Source organism: Streptomyces sp. NPDC001970 (assembly GCF_053594115.1).
In genome coordinates, this window is sequence record NZ_JBSFDW010000044.1 from 34421 (window position 1) to 52228 (window position 17808).

At 68.2% G+C, this 17808-nt stretch carries 17 protein-coding genes and 2 pseudogenes; 14 read left to right on the top strand and 5 right to left on the bottom strand.

The window, feature by feature from the left end:
* The first annotated feature begins 66 nt into the window (after positions 1–66).
* The 3 genes from ACWCP0_RS35975 (at position 67) to ACWCP0_RS35985 (ending at position 2090) form a co-directional block, all read left to right on the top strand.
* On the top strand, positions 67–684 hold the full coding sequence (locus tag ACWCP0_RS35975) for a malonic semialdehyde reductase (RefSeq protein WP_451082977.1): 618 nt from the start codon (positions 67–69) through the stop codon (positions 682–684).
* 382 nt (positions 685–1066) lie between these two features.
* Positions 1067–1501, top strand: coding sequence for a DUF5959 family protein (locus ACWCP0_RS35980; RefSeq protein WP_451082955.1), 435 nt, complete (start codon positions 1067–1069; stop codon positions 1499–1501).
* 280 nt (positions 1502–1781) lie between these two features.
* Complete coding sequence (locus ACWCP0_RS35985; protein WP_451082956.1) at positions 1782–2090, top strand: hypothetical protein; 309 nt, start codon at positions 1782–1784, stop codon at positions 2088–2090.
* Positions 2091–2733: 643 nt separating this feature from the next.
* Here the strand turns inward: ACWCP0_RS35985 and ACWCP0_RS35990 are convergent.
* On the bottom strand, positions 2734–3807 hold the full coding sequence (locus tag ACWCP0_RS35990; protein ID WP_451082957.1) for an alkene reductase: 1074 nt from the start codon (positions 3805–3807) through the stop codon (positions 2734–2736).
* Positions 3808–3924: 117 nt separating this feature from the next.
* Here ACWCP0_RS35990 and ACWCP0_RS35995 point away from each other — a divergent pair, with 117 nt between their 5' ends.
* The 4 genes from ACWCP0_RS35995 to ACWCP0_RS36010 all read left to right on the top strand — a co-directional run bounded on the left by ACWCP0_RS35995 (position 3925) and on the right by ACWCP0_RS36010 (position 7222).
* Positions 3925–4302 (top strand): MerR family transcriptional regulator, encoded by a 378-nt coding sequence (locus ACWCP0_RS35995; RefSeq protein ID WP_451082978.1) that lies wholly within the window; start codon positions 3925–3927, stop codon positions 4300–4302.
* 415 nt (positions 4303–4717) lie between these two features.
* Positions 4718–5302 carry a DinB family protein gene (locus tag ACWCP0_RS36000; protein WP_451082958.1) on the top strand — a complete coding sequence of 195 codons (585 nt, stop codon included), beginning with the start codon at positions 4718–4720 and terminating at the stop codon, positions 5300–5302.
* Between the two features lie 33 nt (positions 5303–5335).
* The gene (locus tag ACWCP0_RS36005) at positions 5336–5707 is read left to right on the top strand and encodes a transposase (protein WP_451082959.1); all 372 of its coding nucleotides are present in this window, start codon (positions 5336–5338) and stop codon (positions 5705–5707) included.
* Positions 5708–5878: 171 nt separating this feature from the next.
* Positions 5879–7222: a PucR family transcriptional regulator gene (locus ACWCP0_RS36010; protein ID WP_451082960.1), complete on the top strand. Its 1344-nt coding sequence runs from the start codon at positions 5879–5881 to the stop codon at positions 7220–7222.
* 18 nt (positions 7223–7240) lie between these two features.
* Here the strand turns inward: ACWCP0_RS36010 and ACWCP0_RS36015 are convergent, their stop codons facing one another.
* Positions 7241–8476 (bottom strand): acyl-CoA dehydrogenase family protein, encoded by a 1236-nt coding sequence (locus ACWCP0_RS36015; protein ID WP_451082961.1) that lies wholly within the window; start codon positions 8474–8476, stop codon positions 7241–7243.
* Positions 8477–8758: 282 nt separating this feature from the next.
* Between ACWCP0_RS36015 and ACWCP0_RS36020 the strand changes: the two genes are divergently transcribed.
* Complete coding sequence (locus ACWCP0_RS36020; RefSeq protein WP_451082962.1) at positions 8759–9325, top strand: flavin reductase family protein; 567 nt, start codon at positions 8759–8761, stop codon at positions 9323–9325.
* Positions 9326–9631: 306 nt separating this feature from the next.
* Here the strand turns inward: ACWCP0_RS36020 and ACWCP0_RS36025 are convergent, their stop codons facing one another.
* Entirely contained in the window at positions 9632–9931 is a 300-nt protein-coding gene (locus ACWCP0_RS36025) for a hypothetical protein (RefSeq protein ID WP_451082963.1), read from the bottom strand.
* 135 nt (positions 9932–10066) lie between these two features.
* On the opposite strand from ACWCP0_RS36025, the gene ACWCP0_RS36030 reads away from it, so the two are divergent.
* The gene (locus ACWCP0_RS36030; protein WP_451082964.1) at positions 10067–10777 is read left to right on the top strand and encodes a hypothetical protein; all 711 of its coding nucleotides are present in this window, start codon (positions 10067–10069) and stop codon (positions 10775–10777) included.
* 89 nt (positions 10778–10866) lie between these two features.
* Here ACWCP0_RS36030 and ACWCP0_RS36035 read toward each other — a convergent pair.
* Positions 10867–11621, bottom strand: a pseudogene (locus ACWCP0_RS36035) (HoxN/HupN/NixA family nickel/cobalt transporter); the annotation flags it as partial.
* 555 nt (positions 11622–12176) lie between these two features.
* Complete coding sequence (locus ACWCP0_RS36040; protein ID WP_451082965.1) at positions 12177–12593, bottom strand: hypothetical protein; 417 nt, start codon at positions 12591–12593, stop codon at positions 12177–12179.
* 595 nt (positions 12594–13188) lie between these two features.
* On the opposite strand from ACWCP0_RS36040, the gene ACWCP0_RS36045 reads away from it, so the two are divergent.
* From ACWCP0_RS36045 to ACWCP0_RS36065, 5 genes and pseudogenes are all read left to right on the top strand, one after another.
* Complete coding sequence (locus tag ACWCP0_RS36045) at positions 13189–13818, top strand: hypothetical protein (RefSeq protein WP_451082966.1); 630 nt, start codon at positions 13189–13191, stop codon at positions 13816–13818.
* 51 nt (positions 13819–13869) lie between these two features.
* Positions 13870–14381: pseudogene (locus tag ACWCP0_RS36050) on the top strand (NAD(P)/FAD-dependent oxidoreductase); the annotation flags it as partial.
* A 66-nt stretch (positions 14382–14447) separates the two neighbouring features.
* Positions 14448–15959 carry an MFS transporter gene (locus ACWCP0_RS36055; RefSeq protein WP_451082967.1) on the top strand — a complete coding sequence of 504 codons (1512 nt, stop codon included), beginning with the start codon at positions 14448–14450 and terminating at the stop codon, positions 15957–15959.
* Positions 15960–16184: 225 nt separating this feature from the next.
* The gene (locus tag ACWCP0_RS36060; protein WP_451082968.1) at positions 16185–16772 is read left to right on the top strand and encodes a TetR/AcrR family transcriptional regulator; all 588 of its coding nucleotides are present in this window, start codon (positions 16185–16187) and stop codon (positions 16770–16772) included.
* Between the two features lie 375 nt (positions 16773–17147).
* Positions 17148–17777 (top strand): hypothetical protein, encoded by a 630-nt coding sequence (locus ACWCP0_RS36065; RefSeq protein ID WP_451082966.1) that lies wholly within the window; start codon positions 17148–17150, stop codon positions 17775–17777.
* Positions 17778–17808: the final 31 nt, after the last annotated feature.

Consider the following 17808-nt stretch of genomic DNA (forward strand, 5'->3'; position numbering starts at 1 on the left):
GGGGCGGTCGACCCGCCCCGGCACCACACCATCCGCACAACCGAAGTTAAGAGAGAAACCATGAGCATGACCGACCGCGAACCGCAGGCCCTCGATGTCCTCCACGACGCCGGACGAAAGGTGCTGTTCACCGAGGCCCGCACCGCGAACACCTTTGCCGCAACGGCCGTTGCCGACGACGAGCTCGCCATGATCTGGGAACTCGCCCGCTGGTCGCCGAGCGCCGCCAACGGTCAGCCTCTGCGTGTGCTCTTCGTGCGCACCCACGAGGGCAAGGAGCGACTCGTCCGGCATCTCGACGAGGGCAACAGGGCCAAGACGCTCAGTGCACCGGCCGTGGCGGTCCTGGCGTACGACGTCGACTTCCACGAGCAGATGCCGACAGTCTTCCCGGCTCGCGGCGACATGCTGCGAGCGGCGTTCGCCGACCAGACCGAGAAGCGCGAGAGCCTTGCAGCCTACAACTCTGCACTGCAGACCGGCGTCTTCCTGCTCGCGGTGCGCGCAGCGGGGCTGGCGGCCGGTCCCATGGCGGGCTTCGACCGGGCCGGCGTGGACGAGGAGTTCTTCGCCGGTACCAGCTGGCGCTCGCATCTGGTCGTCAACATCGGTCACCCCGGTGCCGACCCGTGGTTCCCGCGGCTGCCCCGCGTGCCCGTCGAGGACGCCGTCGCCTGGGCCTGACGGCACTGCCGCCGCCTGGTTGCGCGGGATCGGGATCCGAAGTCCGAGGACTCGAGCGCGGTCGGCGTAGAGGTGAGAGGTGTTATGCCGTGGGCGCCGGTGCTCTCTTGAGTGCCGGCGCCCACTTTTCACCCCTGCCGAGGTGGCGGAGCCGACGAAATGCGGGACCGTTGGTACCGACACTGGCGCCACTGCCCGAATACTCGGCGTGCGGCAGATGTGGTGCGCGTACCTACGGGGGATGCCATGTTTCAGCAGATTGGCCTGTATTACCCGTACGTCCATCTACGGAATGATCAATAGCTTTAGAACCGCTGACAAAATGGGATGGCGGATGTACCACTGACGGAGCGAGGATCTTCCGGTACTCGCCGATGAAGAGGTGGCAAGGGGCGACATCGTTCCGAGGGAGCTCATCTCCCTTGCCGATGACGAGGGGAACAGCGTCACCGTCAACGTTCTGGGGCGCAACCCCAGGTGGGCCGCCGGGCTCGATGCCGAGATCGTCGTCAGGACGCCCTTCGTGTCCGGCCGCTGTTACCTGGCGTTGTCCGTTTCGAAGCTGGAGAACTGGTCCGATGCACTGAACAGGCTCGACGCCGGCGAGGATGTCGCCTGGATGGAGATGAGCAGGGGGGCGTCCATCTTCATCCAACTCACCGGCGAGCGTGACTGCCCGGAGGTGGTCGTAGAGGACGAGTCGGGATCCATGGTCACCGTGCGCGTGCCGATCGCCCTGCCGGACGACTGGATCGCCGACCACCAACAGCGTCTGCACCAGCTGATGAACCACTGGGTTCCGATGCTGTCAGCGTAGGCGAACAAGCCACCGCCAGCAGATGAGCGCGCATCCGCCGCCTTTCCCTTCCCCGGGAAGACCTCTGGCCGCCATGAAGGGCTTGGGAATTGCGACCGCGTTCAGCGCGGCGAACCTCAAGTTCGAACTCCCCGCTTGCCCCCAGTACTGTCGCTGGTGGCGTTCTTGCTGGCCGGCCTGTGGTTGGCGCGGCCCTCGGTGCCGCCTTCGCCATCACTGGTCTGCGCCGTACGACCACCCAGCAGCGCCAAGCTCTCAACGCCACGTCCCCGGTCGCCTATTGGCCCGGCTCGAACATTTCCTCGACGATCCCGAGCACGTCGAGCTGACCAAGCGCGGTTGGGATGCGAGGTCCTGGGATCCGGACTACCCGCGGATCGAAAAGCTGGCGTCCGCGCTGACCGACAAGCTGCCGGCCAACCGCGCGCTGCTGGCGATGCCGACCGGGTTTCAGAACCAGTCCGACGCCGCCTCCCGGTACGGACTGGTCAACCACCACCGGGAAGACCAGGCACCGTCCATCGCCCGGTTGAACGCGCTGGTCGAGGCGAACCTGCGCGCAGCCGGCATCGACATCCCGCATCAGTGACGGCCGCCCAGCAGACCCGGCGCTGCGGCGGGACGCCCGCCTTATCCCGCCGCGTCCGAACCGGAATCTGCCCGGCGGACGGCCGCGCGTACAGCCATTGACCTGCACGGCCGTCGCAGATGACGTCGTATGGCAGTTCCCTTACCGGTCCTCCGCCTCAGGCGACCAGCCCAAGACCGAGGTCGAGGTGGGTGGAGTAGTCACCGTTGTCCCGCCCGGCCAATCCGTGGGTCATCCCAGTACACCCCAGGCCGCACCTCACCCTTATCCGGGCTGCCACTTCGGCACCGTCAGCACCCCGATCACCGGCTGCCCGGTCCCGCGCATACGCCTGCGCCACACGACCACCAGCAGGCGGCCGTGACGTCGGCGCCGCTGCCTCCACCAGCACCACGGCCGGACCGCCGGCTCGGAACAGCATCGTGACGTGGAGGTGCTCACGGGCCCCATCTACGCCGATCCCGAGCAAGCACCAACCGGAGGGCCACAGCACCGTGCGTTGTTCCTCGCGGCGGGTATCGGGGCCGAGCGGTTGGGGCCACAGTCGAAGGCCGGGCCCGTCCCCTGAGTGGAGCAATCGCGCTCCTAGCGAGGCTGAGCACAACCGCCCGCGCTGGTTTCGCTCGTTCGCCGCAGCTCGGAATCAAGCCGTGTACTGGTGGGCCGAGTAGGTCAAGTAGCCCGCGTCACCGCCCTGGTAGTAGGTGGCTTCGTCGACGGAGGTGATCGGAAGTCCGCCCCGCAGCCGCTCGACCAGGTCGGGGTTGGCGAGGAAGGCGCGGCCGAAGCTGATGAGATCGGCGCCCAGGCCGAGCCAGTGGTCGGCGTCGTCCCGGCCGGTCTGCTTCGGTCCCATCGGAAGCACAGGGTTCATGACGAGGGTGCCCGGCCACGCTCGCCGCAGGGCGACGAGCACCTCTTCGTCGGCGGTGGCTTCGAGGTGCACATACGCCAGCCCGAGGGGGGCCAGTTCGTTCAGCAGCGCGGCGTAGAGCTGACGGACGTCGGTCTCCTCGACTCCCCAGAACGCCCCGCCCGGTGAGAGCCGGATGCCGGTCCTGTCCCCGCCGACGGCCTCGACGGTGGCGGCGACGGCCTCGACGGCGAACCTGATCCGGTTGGCGATCGAGCCTCCGTAGCGGTCCGTGCGCAGGTTGGCGTTGGACGAGAGGAACTGCGCGATCAGGTAGCCGTTGGCGCCGTGGAGTTCCACGCCGTCGAAGCCCGCGTCGACGGCGCGGCGGGCGGCTTCGGCGTACGACCGCGCGTGCTCGGGCACTTCGGCGGTGTCCAGCGCGCGCGGCGTCGGAGCGGGCTGGGGCCCGGTCGGGGTGAACACGTCGCCGACGAAGGGGACGGCTGAGGGCCCGACCGGCTGCAGGCCGGTGGTGTCGGAATGTGAGACCCGGCCGCCGTGCATGAGCTGGGCGAAGATCCGGCCGCCGTTGGCGTGGACGGCTGCGGTCACGGGGCGCCATGCCTCGACCTGCTCGTCGGTGTGCAGTCCCGGTGTACCCGGGTTGGACTGCCCGATCGCGCTCGGCTGCACCCCCTCGCTCACAATCAGCCCGGCTGTGGCCCGCTGGGCGTAGTAGGTCGCCATCGACGGGGTCGCCAGGCCGCCGGCGGCGGCCCGGACCCGGGTCATCGGGGCCATGACCACCCGGTTGGGCAGCGTGAGGCCGCCAAGCCGGTAGCTGGTGAAAAGGGTCGTCACGTCAGGACTCCTTCACGTTCCGCTGTACCCGCGCCTCGGGCACAGCGGCTACGCTAAAACCTCACACTGATGTCAGAGGCAAGTGTCTGTGACGCAGAACTCAGCCGGGAGGGCTTTGTGCGGATAGGGGAGCTCGCGTCACGGGCCGGAGTCAGTGTCCGGTCCGTGCGCTACTACGAGGAGCAGGGGCTGCTCACCAGCACCCGCAGTCCTGGCGGGCAACGGCACTACACGGACAGCGAGGTCGAGCGGGTCGCGTTCATCCAGCAGTTGTACGCCGCGGGCCTGTCCAGCCGCACCATCGCCGAGCTGCTGCCCTGCGTCGACACACCCAGCGAGGAGAACTCCGACTCTGGGCTGGAGCGGATGGCACTGGAGCGCGAGCGGCTCTCCACGCACATCGCCGACCTCGTAGAGACCAGGGACACACTCGACAGGCTGATGGCTACGGCCCGGGCGCACCGGGAACAGCTGGGGAAGGCTGCGGCCGGCTGACTGGTAGGCCACGAGCCACCCCCTGCCGACCGTCCCGTCGGCGACCGAATGGCGTCTCTCCCGGAGCCCTCCGTCCTGACGCCATATCAATGGGGGAAAGCCAGCCGTCCCACGCCGTACCGGACCACATCAACTGAGACGACAGCAGACATGCACACTCGCGGGACCAAACAACTGGGAAGACCCACCACACGCCGTCTCAATTCATCGGGTCGTAGCAGGTCGCAGGCATCCTCCCGGACCATATCGTTTGCGACGGGACAAGATCCTTAGAGGTTGTCTCACGTGGCAAGTTTCGCGAGCTTCTTGTAGCAGATCAGGGCGGCGGCCATGGCCAGGCCTCGGCTCTGTCAGTCGTTGCGGACCACGTACGGGATCTTGAGACCACGAGCAGCCCATGGCAGGCTCATGCCGCATGATCGATGAATGCGCGAAAGACAACCTGCACGGGAGACTGCGGCGGGACCGCAAGGCGCTGCTCTGGAAACTCGATGGCTTGTCCGAATACGACGCCCGCCGGCCTTTGACAGCGACCGGGACCAACCTCCTCGGCCTGGTCAAACACGTGGCCACCGTCGAGGCCAGGTACTTCGGCGAGGTCTTCGACCGCCCTTCCCCGGAACCGCTGCCCCGGTGGCAGGACTCCAACGGCAGCGATCTGTGGGCGACCGAGGACGAGACCCGCGATCAGATCATCGGGTTCTACCGGCGCACGTGGGAACACTCGGACGCGACGATCAACGAGCTTCCCCTCGACGCCCCCGGCCACGTGCCGTGGTGGCCGGAGCCTTATGCCGACACGAACCTGTTCGCCATCATGGTCCATGTCCTCGGCGAGTCCATCCGGCATGCCGGGCACGCCGATATCCTGCGCGAGGGCCTCGACGGCCGGACCGGGTTGCGCGCCGAACTCGAGAAGCAGATCGACGAGGAAGCCCGTGCAGCCTACTGCGCGAAGATCGAGCAGGCCGCCAGGTCGGCCGCACCAATCAAGGCTTAGAGGTTGTCTCACGTGACTTGATGTTCGTGCGGCATGCTGCCGGTCGTGGGTGCTGATCTATCGAAGCGTCTGGTTCCTGATGAACTCTGGGAGCTGGCCGCCCCGTTGCTGCCGTCGTTCGCTGCTCGTCCGCAAGGTGGTGGGACCGCTCCGTGTGACGAGCGGGCCGTGTTCACGGCAGTGGTGTACGCGCTGACCAGCGGCTGTGCCTGGCGGCATCTGCCGCCGACGTTCGGCACGTCGCCCGCCACCGCGCATCGCCGCTTCACGGTATGGACCGAGGCCGGCCTGTGGCGTCGGCTGCACTGGGCGGTGCTGGACGAACTCGGGGCCCGCGGCGAGGTGGACTGGACCTCGGCGATCGTCGACGCGGCCTCCGTTCGCGCCAAAAGGGCAAGGCCGTGAAGTTACGGTGTTGTGCCTGATCGCAAGGTCGGCTGTGGATCTCGCGGGTGGGCGGACGCAGGAAGCGGGGCTCCGGTAGAAACGGCTTGTCCTCCAAGACGAGTCGTTCACCACGGGAGCTCCGCAAGGCACAGCAGCGCATGCTGCTTTCACGACGGCAAGGGCGGCGTCATGACGGCTCACCACACATCCGGTCCCGCCGACTGGATCTACCAGCTCGCTCCCGGCCGTGGGGACGCGCCGCGTACTCCCGCTAGTTCGGCGCAGAGCATCACCGAGGCGACCGACCGGCTCGGCCCCCAGCCCGTGGCCTGGGCCATCGCTGTCGGTGACGAGCTGGCGCGTGTCATCATCCACGAGGTTCCCGAACTGGGAGGCGGACCGGCGCCCTACGAAACGCTCCGGATGGGGACCGAAGCTGCGACGGTGTACGCGCTGCTCCTGCTGGCCGACCCTGCGGCCGACCTGGTTGTCCCGGAGGAATCCCTGCTGGGGGACCGCGAGTTCGCTCGCAGGCGCCTCGGCCTGGACAAGGTGCTGCGCGGCATCCGCGTCTCCCACGCTGCGCTGACGAACGCGCTGATGGCCGCGTGCCAGGAAATCGTTCCGCTGCCCGAACGCGCGGAGCAGTTCCGCCGCGTCTCCGAGCTGCTCTTCGGCTTTGTCGACGAGTTCTCCTCGCGGATGACCGCCGAGTACCTGGCCGAGCACGACCGCTGGCTCACCAGCGGCGCCGCAGCCCGCGAGGAGACCGTCCGCTTGATTCTCGGCGGTCAACCGGTACGGCAGGAAGCCGCGAGTGAGCTCCTCGCCTACCGGCTGGAGGGCCGCCATCTCGCCGTCATCGCCTGGTGTGACAGCCCGACCGCGGATGCCGCCGGCGATCTGCAGCGGGCGGCGGCCGAACTGTTGCACCGGCGCGGCTGCACGTCGACCCTGGTCATCCCCACCGGCCGGACCACTGTGTGGGCGTGGGGAGAACCGCACGCCGCGCCCCCGACCGGCACGCCGGGTGAATTGCCGTACCAGGAAGGCATCCGCTTCGCCTGCGGCTCGGTACGGCACGGGCTGGCGGGGTTCCGCCAGTCGCATGAGGACGCCCAGCACACGGTCCGGGTCATGCAGCTCAATCCCGGCGGCACGGGCTCGGTCGTCGACTACCCGGATGTCGAGCTGGCGGCCCTGGTCTCGGCCGACCTGCCCGCCCTGCGCCGCTTCGTGAGTGACGAGCTGGGGGCGCTGGCGGCGGACAGCCGGCACGCGGGCCAATTGCGCCGGACGCTGCGCCTGTACCTGCGCAACGAGCGGAGCCTGACGGTCGCCGCGGCGCAGCTGCACGTGGCGCGCAACACCGTCACCTACCGGGTCAAGCGTGCTCAGGAACTGCTCGGGCACGACCTGACGGACCGACTGCCCGAGCTGATGACCGCCCTGGAGGCCGCGCAGACGCTGGGCCCCGCCGTGCTCCGACCGGAGGAAGATGACTCGCATGACGGTGCTTCCCGACGCTCCTGACGATTACGGCTGATTCGCTCAGATCAGGGGAGTGACCTGCTCCTCGATGCCCAGCAGCGCCCGCCCGTACACCTCACCGGCGATGGCCGGGTTGATCACCGCATGCCGGCTGCCCGTCTCCTGGTCCCGCCAGATCCGCTGCAGCGGATTGGCCTCGGCGAAGCTGCCGGCGCCCTGGATACTCAGCAGCAGATCGAGGGCCTCACGGGAGCGGCGGGCCACGTAGCCGGTGTCCATCCGCACCCGGGCCCGGGTCACGAACGGCATGTACTCGCCGTGGGCGGCCCAGCTGTCGATGTCGTCCGCGGCCCGCATCAGGTGCAGGCGGGCGGTGTCGATCAGCTGGGCCGCCTCGGCCAGCTGGATCTGCGTGGACGGGGCGTCACTGGCGCGCTCGTAGAAGGTGTAGGAGATGCCCCTGCCCTTGGCGAGGGAGGCGGTGACCACGTCCATGCCGGCCTGCGCCAAGCCCACCTGCGGGCCCGCCAGCACCAGCGCGAGCACCGGAACCAGCGCCGAGCGGTACAGCGCCTCGTCCTTGCGTTCGGTCGAATAGGTACCCTGCACGCCCTGGGTCACCGACAGGATGCGGTGCGCGGGTACGAAGACCTCGTCGGCGACGAGGGTGTTGCTGCCCGTGCCCCGCATGCCGGCCACATACCAGGTGTCCTCGATCGTCAGCTCCTCCATCGGGATGAGAGCGGCGCCCTGGTCGATCTGCTGTCCGGAGGCGTCCACCACGGGGACGCCGAGGCACGCCCACTGGGAGTGCAGGCTGCCCGAGGCGAAGCCCCAGCGCCCGGTGACGACCAGTCCGCCCTCGACGGCCCGGCTGGTGGCACTGGGGGCGAGCACTCCGCACACCCGCGCGTCGGGGTTCTCGCCCCACACCTCCTGCTGGGCCCGCTCGGGGTAGAGGCCGGCCATCCAGTTGCAGACGTTGATCAGCGTTGTCACCCAGGCCGTGGAACCACATCCGCGCGCGAGCTCGGAGGTGATCTCCAGGAAGGTCCTTATGTTGGCCTCGTGACCGCCAAGGCGCCGCGGCACCGTCAACCGGAACAGCCCCGCCTCGGACAGGGCCGCGATGTTCTCCTCGGCCACTTTGCGGTCCGCTTCGGTGCGGGCGGCGTTCTCGCGCAGCAGGGGCACCAGTGCCGCCGCACTCTTCTTCAGCGCCGCGGCGGACGCGGCGGTCGCCTGCGGGGCGGATGTGGTCGTGGTCATGGGGTCCTCCGGATTTTCGCGGCTCATGTGGCGCACCTCACGTGGCGAGGTGCCGCTACCGGCATTCCACGCCCGGTCCGCATCGCTGTCGTGTGTCTGGGACCGCAGAGTTCGTCTTGCCGGTTGGGCCGCCGGACCAGTTCGGCGGCAACTTGATTCCGTGGCCCGAAGTCGTGTGCCCGTCTTGGCCGCCCGGCCCAATGCCATGCGGAGGTAACTGTGGATTCACTGGAGTGAAACCCGCGCCGCCGACGCCGCGAGCGACGGCAGGCGGTGCATAGTCTGGCTCCCGCTCCCCTGGAGATTGCTGTGTCTGCAACCGCCCTTGCCGCAACAGACCTGACCGCCGCCACGGCCGAGCCCGCGGTGTTCCGCCGCGTACTCGGCCATGTGCCGACCTCGGTGTGCGTGGTGACCGCCACGACGCCGCAGGGCCCGGTGGGCGTCACGGTAGGCAGCTTCACCTCCGTCTCCCTCGACCCGCCTCTCGTGGTCTTCTACTGCGGCCGGCAGTCAGCCAGCGCAGAGGCGATCATCCGCTCAGGGCACTTCTGCGTGAACGTGCTGGCCGAAGACCAGCAGCAGGTGTGCGCGGCCTTCGCAGGCCGCTCGGCCAACCGGTTCGCCACCGGCGACTGGGAACTGACGGACCAGGCCGCGCCGCGCCTCGGCGGGGCGGCGGCCTGGTTCGAGTGCTACGTGGAGGACAGTTTCCCCGCAGGCGACCACGTAGCGGTGGTGGGCCGAGTGCAGCGTCTGGCCGCGGCCGGCGGCCCCCGCAAACCCTTGATCTTCCACCGCGGCCAACTGGTCCGCCTCGATCGTGCCTGCGGCATGCATGTGCCCACCCATTCCTTCGACTGGTGGGACATCTGACCTCCGGCCCGCACGCCCCGCCGGTGAACCGGCACGACGGCGACCGACACGGCGACGCCGGTGGCAAGAGGTGTCACATACCCTGCTGCAGCGACCGCCCGGTGCCTTCACCGACGTGCATCCGCACCTCTGGAGGGCATGGCCCGACCGCCATCCTCAGCGAGCCGACGGGAGAGGTCCTGGACGGCCGACGGCGCGAAGGCGAGCAGCACCAGGCCCACGCCGGTGGCGGTAAGAGGAAGGCGGCCTCCCACCCGGGTATCGCACGGGGTTCGCGTCGCGCGCCGAAAGCCCACGGCCGCGAAGTTATGGGCTGATCGGCTCTGTCAACAGGATGTCGATGCTGATGGTGGCGTTGTAAGTGCGCCGGTCGACGCGCAGGCTCTTGTACGCGTAGCGGGACAGTGGGCGCTTGACAGCACGTGGGCTGACGCGGAGGCGGCGGTCGGGCATCGGCTTGTCGAGGACGGCTCGGCCGATCGCGCCGACGAGGTCGATGGCAGTGTCGGCGATCACGCCCGCAGCCTGGACGACCTGATCACGGGCGGTCTGGAGGGCGACACTGAAGCTGGCCCGGTCCGGGTCGGCCCCAGGGACGGTCGACAAGACCACCACCCACCAGGTCGTCGAAGCCGGTGGAACCTGGAGCCGATACGCCCCGGGCGATCACCGAAGGTGAGCCCCAACCGCGAACTCATGCGGCCCCGGCTGTCCTGGCAGCCCACCCGCTACCTTCACCACATGGAACGGGCCACCATCCTGAGCAGCCTCGCCGCGAGCGGAACTGACACCGCCCCGCAGCGACTCACCGAACTTGCCGCCGAACTCGACATACCGGCCGCCGACCTTCTCGTTGTCGCAGGCCACCCGGTGCCGGCGGAACTCCTTCCCCCGGAGCGCGACGCCAGGGTCATGAGGCAGTTCGCATACCGCGTCAGTTACTGCGACCACTTGCAGCTCGCCGCGCTGGAGGATTTCGTCCGCTCGCTGCCCCGCGTCGCCGCCCCGGGACCGTTCGTGCAGCCGGCCTGGCCGTACCCCCGCCCCGCCGAGACCAGGTTCGCCGCCGTACTCGGCGGGCTGATCCGCAATCGCGGCTTCGGCATCCGCGAACTGCCGTTCATGGGACTGTCCCTCAGCACGCTGTACGGGATGGTGTGGCGCTGGGAGCCGAGTCCGCACCGGCGCCAGCAGCTATGTGCCGTAGCCGGTCCGCTGGGCTGGACCCTGCCCGAACTCTTCGCGGTCGCCGATGAGCCGTACTCGGAGGAACTCCGCCCGATGCTGCACTGCCACCACCTCGGGCGGGTCTTCGCGGCGGCCGTCCCCTTGACCACCGCTCAGCTGATCGAGACTGCGGAGGAAGCGGATCGACTGAGCGTGCGTGAGGACCACGGCGTATGGCAGCCCGTCTCGCAGGGCTTTGCAGAGGAGTGCCCGGACTTCCCTTGACAGCAAGGGTTGCCTTGGTGCCTTCTGGCATGGTCGGGCGCCTTCGCACGTTGTCCGCGCCACGCAGCGGTAGCCCCTGGCGATCGACGTCCGCCGAGCTCGGGCTGATCACTCAACGTGAGCCCCATTTGGACTCGGCCGCGAATAGGCGACGCCTGAACATGCGAGCTCACCAGTCTCGGCCCCAGGTTGTAGTAGACCTTTCGCACCGGCTTGGAAAAGGCCCAGCCGTAGGCGAAGTTCATGAAAGACCCGTCGATGGTGTCCACCAGGCTTGATCGACTTCATCACGCGTCCCAGCAGACGGTTGATGCGGCCGCGGTTGTTGAGCTGCTGCTCCAGCGCGGCCTCGTCGAAGTGGCCGGAGCGCATCTGCCGGAACACCCTCCAGATGCCGGCGAGGATGACGATGTTGACGATGGCGATGACGTACAGGAACGTCCCGGAGACGGTCGTGCCGATCAGCTCGGTGACGCGGTGCAGTTCGGACGTATCGTCGCGGTCCGGTCCGACGAGGCCTTTGACGCCCAGAGAGAGCAGGAGAGTCAGCACGAAGACGACGCTGGAGTGCCCCAGGGAGAACCAGAAGCCGACGACAGGGGACGTCGGCCCCCTCCATGAACTTCCGAGTGGTGTTGTCGATCGCGGCGATGTGGTCGGCGTCGAAGGCGTGCCGCATGCCCAAGGTGTAGGCCGTCGCCCCGATGCCGATCCCGAAGCTCTTGGTACCCAGGCTGTGGTGCTCCGGGGCCACGATCGCCACCAGAGTGAACCACCCGACGACGTGAAGCGCGATGATGAAGGCGGCCATCCCGGCGGCGCAGGCCCACTCAGCACGGCTCATCGAGCCGGATATGCGTCGCCATCGGGAACGGAGGCTGCCGGTGGCCGTGGGCGCGGCCGTCATGTGCGGTCTTCCCTCACGTGATCACAGGTGCGCAGCTCTCGCTGCGGCGGCAGCCATTCATCGTGTCGATCTCGTCGCTCGAGTTGGGGGGGCGATTCGCCAAGGCGCGGAAAGCTGGCGCCAGTTGACTCACACGGTCCTGCCAGGGCGTGTCGACCGCGAGTTTGCGCATGGGGAGCGCCTTCGATCCCGTCGGCGTCAATGAGGCGCAGCGCCAAGGCATGGATACCGTCCATAGTGAGGCCGGGAGCCAGCCCGTACGCGACGAGGCGGTGGAGAGACTGCAGGGTCTGGCGTCGAACGGCACCGGAAAAATCGCAGAGGTCACGACGAAGTGCAGGCAGGAGGGTGCCGTTGAGCCCCCTCCTGCCTGCCGCCCCGTGCACGGTCAGGAGTCGCTGATCCTCACATCAGCTCGCCGCCTCCCTGCCGCCAACGGGTATCACCGGCGACGTGCACGGTCTGAGCCCACCCGCGCCAACGGCGCCTGTCTCACCGGTTGTCGCGGCCCCGGTCGTACCGGTTCGAGTCGCGGTCGTGGTCGTACCGGTTCGAGTCGCGGTCGTTCCGGTCCCAGTCGTAGCGGTAGGACCTGTCGTGCTTCCAGCCGCAGTCCTCGTCATCCCAGTAGTAGAAGTGACCACGACGGTCGTACCGGACCGAGTCCGTGTGGCAGTCGCTGTGGTGTCGGGTGCGGTATCCGTCCCAGCGGTAGTCCGCCTCGGAGTGGTGTCGGTAGGCCACACGGTCCCCGCGGTAGTCGTCGGCCTTGACACTGACGGTCGGGCGCTGCACGTGCGCAGATTCAGGAACCGCGGCCGAGGCGGTGCCCCCGGCGCCGAGCACGGCTCCACCCGCGACCGCAGCGGAGGCGGCAGCGAGAGAAATGCGCTTCGTGAGCTTCCTCATGGTTAATCTCCTTCGTGTTGGCGTCGTCCGCAAACCCAGCGATTGCTTATGCGGGTAGTGCGGTGCGCCATCTATGTCGAAGCCGCAGCGGCGAGCAGCCCTTGTGAGGGCACAGCCGGCGGCCACCAGTCGAAACAGAGGCCGCCGATTCGGGCGGCACTCCTTCTGCGTTCCATACGTCGTATGGAAGTACAGTGATATCAGGGGTTGTCCGGAAATGTCCAACTCGGGGGTTCGCGGCGCTGAGGCGCAACTCACCGGATCTGGTTGTGGCCTGGGTGCGCCGGCCTGCTGAGCGGCCAAGACGTGGCTTGTGGCAGACCGACGGCCGTGCGGCCGTCGGGGCACTCTGCTGATGCCGTCCTCGGCCGGCGCGCCGAGGTCGACTCGTGAACACCAGAGCTGCTGCTCCTGCGGCCGTATGCGAACTGAAGGAATTGGTGTGACGCAGGTCACTTTGAGACAAGTTGACTCATAGTCGGTCTGTGAGTCAATCTGTCTCACATGGGGGTCGCGAAACGGATGATCTCGCGACTATCCGCAGATATCGCCAATACCACCGCATTCGCGCACAAGGTCTCTAATGGAGGAAACCATGACCGCTACGACCACGAAGAAGGCGGGCAAGGGCAACACCGACGGAGTCGTCTCCGAGCTGGCCACCTACTTCCACGTCAAGCCGGGACACGAGCAGGAGGTGGCGGCGGCCTGCCGGCGGATGTGCGAGGCGCTGCGGCAGGGCGACATGGCCGCCACCATCAAGACCGGTCTGCGTGACAGCCGCCACGTGGTCTTCGACAACGGCACGCGCCTGCTGTGGGCCACCACCTTCGAGACCGAGTGGGACCCCTACATCGACGACGCGTTCCTGACCGTCGGCTTCGAGCACTTCGTGGACTGGATGCAGCACACCACCGAGTGGGACACCAAGATCGCCCCGTGGATCGAGAAGTCCGGCGGCCTTGAGGCGCTCACGGGCGACAAGACGCGCGAGGGCTTCGAGGAGCACATCCTCGCGAACATGGCCGGCATGAAGCAGATCCTGCAGGACGGGCAGCAGCAGGCCGCCGCCTACTTCAACCCGGTCGGCTCCCTGACGATGCCGGAGATCGCCAAGGCCCACCGGATCAACGCCGCCTTCCAGGAGGTCCTGGACGACCCCGCCGCCGAGGAAGCCCTCCAGCACCCGGCCCTCAAACCCCTGCTCGCCCAGGCCGCCAGCTGACCCACACCCCGGAGGGGGCGCCACCCCCGCCCCCTCCGGGACCTTGACCGCCCCGCCTTGGCCCACTTCGGCCTGCCGCTCGGCCCGCGTGGCCACGTCGACCCCCTGCCCACCCTCCAGATCAGGGGCCTCGACCACGTGTGGGCCGCGGGCGACAACGCCCAGGTTCCCGACCTGGCCGCCGAAGAGGGCGCAGGGTGCCCGCCCGACGCGCAGCACGCCGTACGCCAGGCCCCCGTGCTCGCCGACAACGTGATCACGGCCCTGCGCGGCAGGCCGCCGAAGGAGTACCGGCACAAGAACCTGGACGCGGTGGCGGCCTCGGCCTCCACACGGGCGTCGCGATCCTCTCCAACAGGATCAAACTCAAGGGCCGTCCGGCGTGGTGGTTCCACCGCGTCTACCACGGCAGCCGTGTGCCGACGCTGAACCGCAAGATACGCGTGTTCGTGGACTGGATCCCGGCCTCCCTCCTGAAGCGGGAAGCCGTCGGCCTCATCGAACTGGGGCACCCGCGCGACCCGTTCACCGAGGCGGCCACGCCGTCCCACAGCCGTACCTGATCTCTCCGCCCGCCTTTTCCTTTCTCTTTCCGCCGTACCCCGTTCGCTGCCTGGAGGGCTGTCCCCATGTCCCAGAACGCCATCGCCGCCGCTCGCGGCGCCGAGACCGCACCTGAGAATGTGCCTGTCGAACCGTCACACCAGCGCCGCTGGTGGATCCTGGTGGTCATTTCCCTCGCCCAGCTGATGGGCGTCCTCGACGGCACCATCGTGAACATCGCTCTGCCGTCCGCCCAGCGCGACCTGGGCTTCTCGGACGCAGACCGGCAGTGGGTGGTCACCGCCTACGCGCTGGCCTTCGGCAGCCTGCTGCTGCTCGGCGGCCGGATCGCAGACCTTGTCGGGCGGAAGGTGACCTTCCTGGTGGGTCTGACCGGCTTCGCGGCCGCTTCCATACTGGGAGGCGCGGCGAACGGTTTCGGCATGCTCGTCACCGCGCGCGCGATCCAGGGCCTGTTCGCTGCCCTGCTGGCCCCGTCCGCGCTGTCGCTCCTGATGACCACCTTCACCGATCCGCGCGAGCGGGCGAAGGCCTTCACCGTCGCGGGTTCGGTCGCCGGTGCGGGTGGAGCCATCGGCCTGATCCTCGGCGGGGTGCTGACCGAGTACCTGGACTGGCGCTGGACCATGTACGTCAACGTGGTGTTCGCGGTGGTGGCGTTCGTCGGTGGCGCAGCCCTGCTGCACCGCACCCCGCGGGACACGTCCTCGAAGCTCGACGTCCCCGGCACCCTGCTGGTCTCCGCCGGCCTGTTCTGCCTGGTCTACGGTTTCTCGAACGCCGAGACGCAAGGCTGGGGTTCGGTGGCGACCTGGGGCATGCTGGCGGCCGGTGCCGTACTGGTGGCCCTCTTCGTCTGGCGGCAGAGCAGGGCGGCATATCCGCTGCTGCCCCTGCGGGTCCTGCTGGACCGTAACCGCGGCGCCTCCTTCGCCGCCCTCTTCGTCACTGGCGCGGGCATGTTCGGCGTGTTCCTGTTCCTGACCTACTACCTGCAGCAGAGCCTCGGTTACAGCGCCCTGAAGACCGGCTTCGCCTTCCTGCCCATGATCGTGGCATCGTCGTCTGCCTCCGCCGTGGCCAACAACGTCCTGGTGCCGCGCATAGGGCCCAAGCCGGTGGTACCACTGGGCATGGCCATTGCGGCCGCCGGCCTGGTCTGGATGACCACGCTGGACCTGAACAGCGGATACGTGACGCAGGTACTGCCACAGCTGGTGCTGGTCGGCGTCGGGCTGGGCACGGTCATCGCGCCCGCGATAAGCCTGGCCACCTCCGGCGTGGCCGCGGCCGACGCCGGAGCCGCGTCCGCCGCCGTCAACACCCTCCAGCAGGTCGGCGGGTCCATCGGCGTCGCCCTGCTCAGCACGATGGCCTCCGAAGCCGGCACCGACTACCTCTCAGACCGCAACCCCAAGGACCCCGGCGTCCTGGCCCAGGCCGGCCTCGAGGGCTACTCCACCGCCTACTGGTGGTCGGCGGCCATCTTCGTCATCGGCCTGGGCGTGACCGCCCTGCTCTACCGCCGTGGTGTGACCCAGCAGGACGAGAACGCCGCACCTGTCGTTCACATGTGACCAATGAACGGGTCTGAACTGAGAGGGGCGCAGGCCGTGCTGCAGTCGCCTGCTGCGACAGCTGCCGTGCACGAGGAATCAAAGAGGGAAGTGTCAGGGCACCTTTGACGGGGCAGCCCCGGGAGAGTCGTGCAGACTCTCTGTGGCTACCCCTTCCCTCCCTATGAGGCATAGTGTCTCATAGTAAACTGCAAGCCGTACTGTCTCACAGAAAGGAACAGAGAGGTGGAAGACAGAACCGATCCGCGTCTGTTGCGCAGTCGCGACGCCATGGTCTCGGCGGCCACCGCGTTGCTCACGGAAGGCGGGCTGGAGGCCGTAACACATCAAGCGGTTGCCACCCGTGCCGGCGTTGGCAGAGCCACCGTCTATCGGCACTGGCCCAACCTTCTCGACCTCCGCCTGGCCGCGCTGGAAGCCGGCATGCCGCCTCTGCCTCCGATGCCTGAGGAGCTTCGGGTCGCTTCGGGCGGCGATCCGCGAGCGGAGCTCGTTCACCGCCTGAGCGTGCTTGCCGAGCGGTGGGACGACGAGCAGGCCGGTGCCGTTCTTGCTGCGGTCCTCGGCGGCTCACGGCATGACGCAGGCATGCGCCGCCTCCGGGAGTCGCTGCTGGACCAGATCGCCGATGCCCTGCGTCCCGCTGTTGCCGCGGCCGTGGAACGCGGCCAGCTCCGGCCCGACGTCACCCCCGAGACCTTTGCCATGGCTACCGCGGGTCCCCTGTTCTTCGAGCGCTTTCTCGCCGGGAACCGCCTGGGGCGTGACACCGTGGACGCCGTCGTCGATGCCGCTATGCGGGGCTGGTCCTAGCGTCGTTGAGTCCCCGGCGTGGCTGGATGTCCGCCGTTCGGCCGGGGCTGATCAAGGTGGCAGTCCTTCACGTCCATGCAGAGCCGCGAGGGTCCTGTCACCTCTAGGTTGCCCGACGCTTCAGCAGCAGTCGGCCGAACCTGTCGGCACGAACCGATCGGCTCGCAGTCCGGTGCGGGTGCCCCCGATCCGATCACTGCACACCTTTGAAAACGATCCAGTGTGGCGCAGGTCACTTTGAGACAAGTTGACTCATAGTCGGTCTGTGAGTCAATCTGTCTCACATGGGGGTCGCGAAACGGATGATCTCGCGACTATCCGCAGATATCGCCAATACCACCGCATTCGCGCACAAGGTCTCTAATGGAGGAAACCATGACCGCTACGACCACGAAGAAGGCGGGCAAGGGCAACACCGACGGAGTCGTCTCCGAGCTGGCCACCTACTTCCACGTCAAGCCGGGACACGAGCAGGAGGTGGCGGCGGCCTGCCGGCGGATGTGCGAGGCGCTGCGGCAGGGCGACATGGCCGCCACCATCAAGACCGGTCTGCGTGACAGCCGCCACGTGGTCTTCGACAACGGCACGCGCCTGCTGTGGGCCACCACCTTCGAGACCGAGTGGGACCCCTACATCGACGACGCGTTCCTGACCGTCGGCTTCGAGCACTTCGTGGACTGGATGCAGCACACCACCGAGTGGGACACCAAGATCGCCCCGTGGATCGAGAAGTCCGGCGGCCTTGAGGCGCTCACGGGCGACAAGACGCGCGAGGGCTTCGAGGAGCACATCCTCGCGAACATGGCCGGCATGAAGCAGATCCTGCAGGACGGGCAGCAGCAGGCCGCCGCCTACTTCAACCCGGTCGGCTCCCTGACGATGCCGGAGATCGCCAAGGCCCACCGGATCAACGCCGCCTTCCAGGAGGTCCTGGACGACCCCGCCGCCGAGGAAGCCCTCCAGCACCCGGCCCTCAAACCCCTGCTCGCCCAGGCCGCCAGCTGACCCACACCCCGGAGAGGGCACCACCCCCGCC

What these genes read in the sequence shown, in the direction of transcription:
- ACWCP0_RS35975 (WP_451082977.1), top strand. Translation starts at nt 67, where the DNA reads ATGACCGACCGCGAACCGCAGGCCCTCGATGTCCTCCACGACGCCGGA.
- ACWCP0_RS36000 (WP_451082958.1), top strand. Translation starts at nt 4,718, where the DNA reads ATGATCGATGAATGCGCGAAAGACAACCTGCACGGGAGACTGCGGCGG.
- ACWCP0_RS36005 (WP_451082959.1), top strand. Translation starts at nt 5,336, where the DNA reads ATGCTGCCGGTCGTGGGTGCTGATCTATCGAAGCGTCTGGTTCCTGAT.
- ACWCP0_RS36010 (WP_451082960.1), top strand. Translation starts at nt 5,879, where the DNA reads ATGACGGCTCACCACACATCCGGTCCCGCCGACTGGATCTACCAGCTC.
- ACWCP0_RS36015 (WP_451082961.1), bottom strand. Translation starts at nt 8,476, where the DNA reads ATGAGCCGCGAAAATCCGGAGGACCCCATGACCACGACCACATCCGCC.
- ACWCP0_RS36030 (WP_451082964.1), top strand. Translation starts at nt 10,067, where the DNA reads ATGGAACGGGCCACCATCCTGAGCAGCCTCGCCGCGAGCGGAACTGAC.
- ACWCP0_RS36040 (WP_451082965.1), bottom strand. Translation starts at nt 12,593, where the DNA reads ATGAGGAAGCTCACGAAGCGCATTTCTCTCGCTGCCGCCTCCGCTGCG.
- ACWCP0_RS36045 (WP_451082966.1), top strand. Translation starts at nt 13,189, where the DNA reads ATGACCGCTACGACCACGAAGAAGGCGGGCAAGGGCAACACCGACGGA.
- ACWCP0_RS36055 (WP_451082967.1), top strand. Translation starts at nt 14,448, where the DNA reads ATGTCCCAGAACGCCATCGCCGCCGCTCGCGGCGCCGAGACCGCACCT.
- ACWCP0_RS36065 (WP_451082966.1), top strand. Translation starts at nt 17,148, where the DNA reads ATGACCGCTACGACCACGAAGAAGGCGGGCAAGGGCAACACCGACGGA.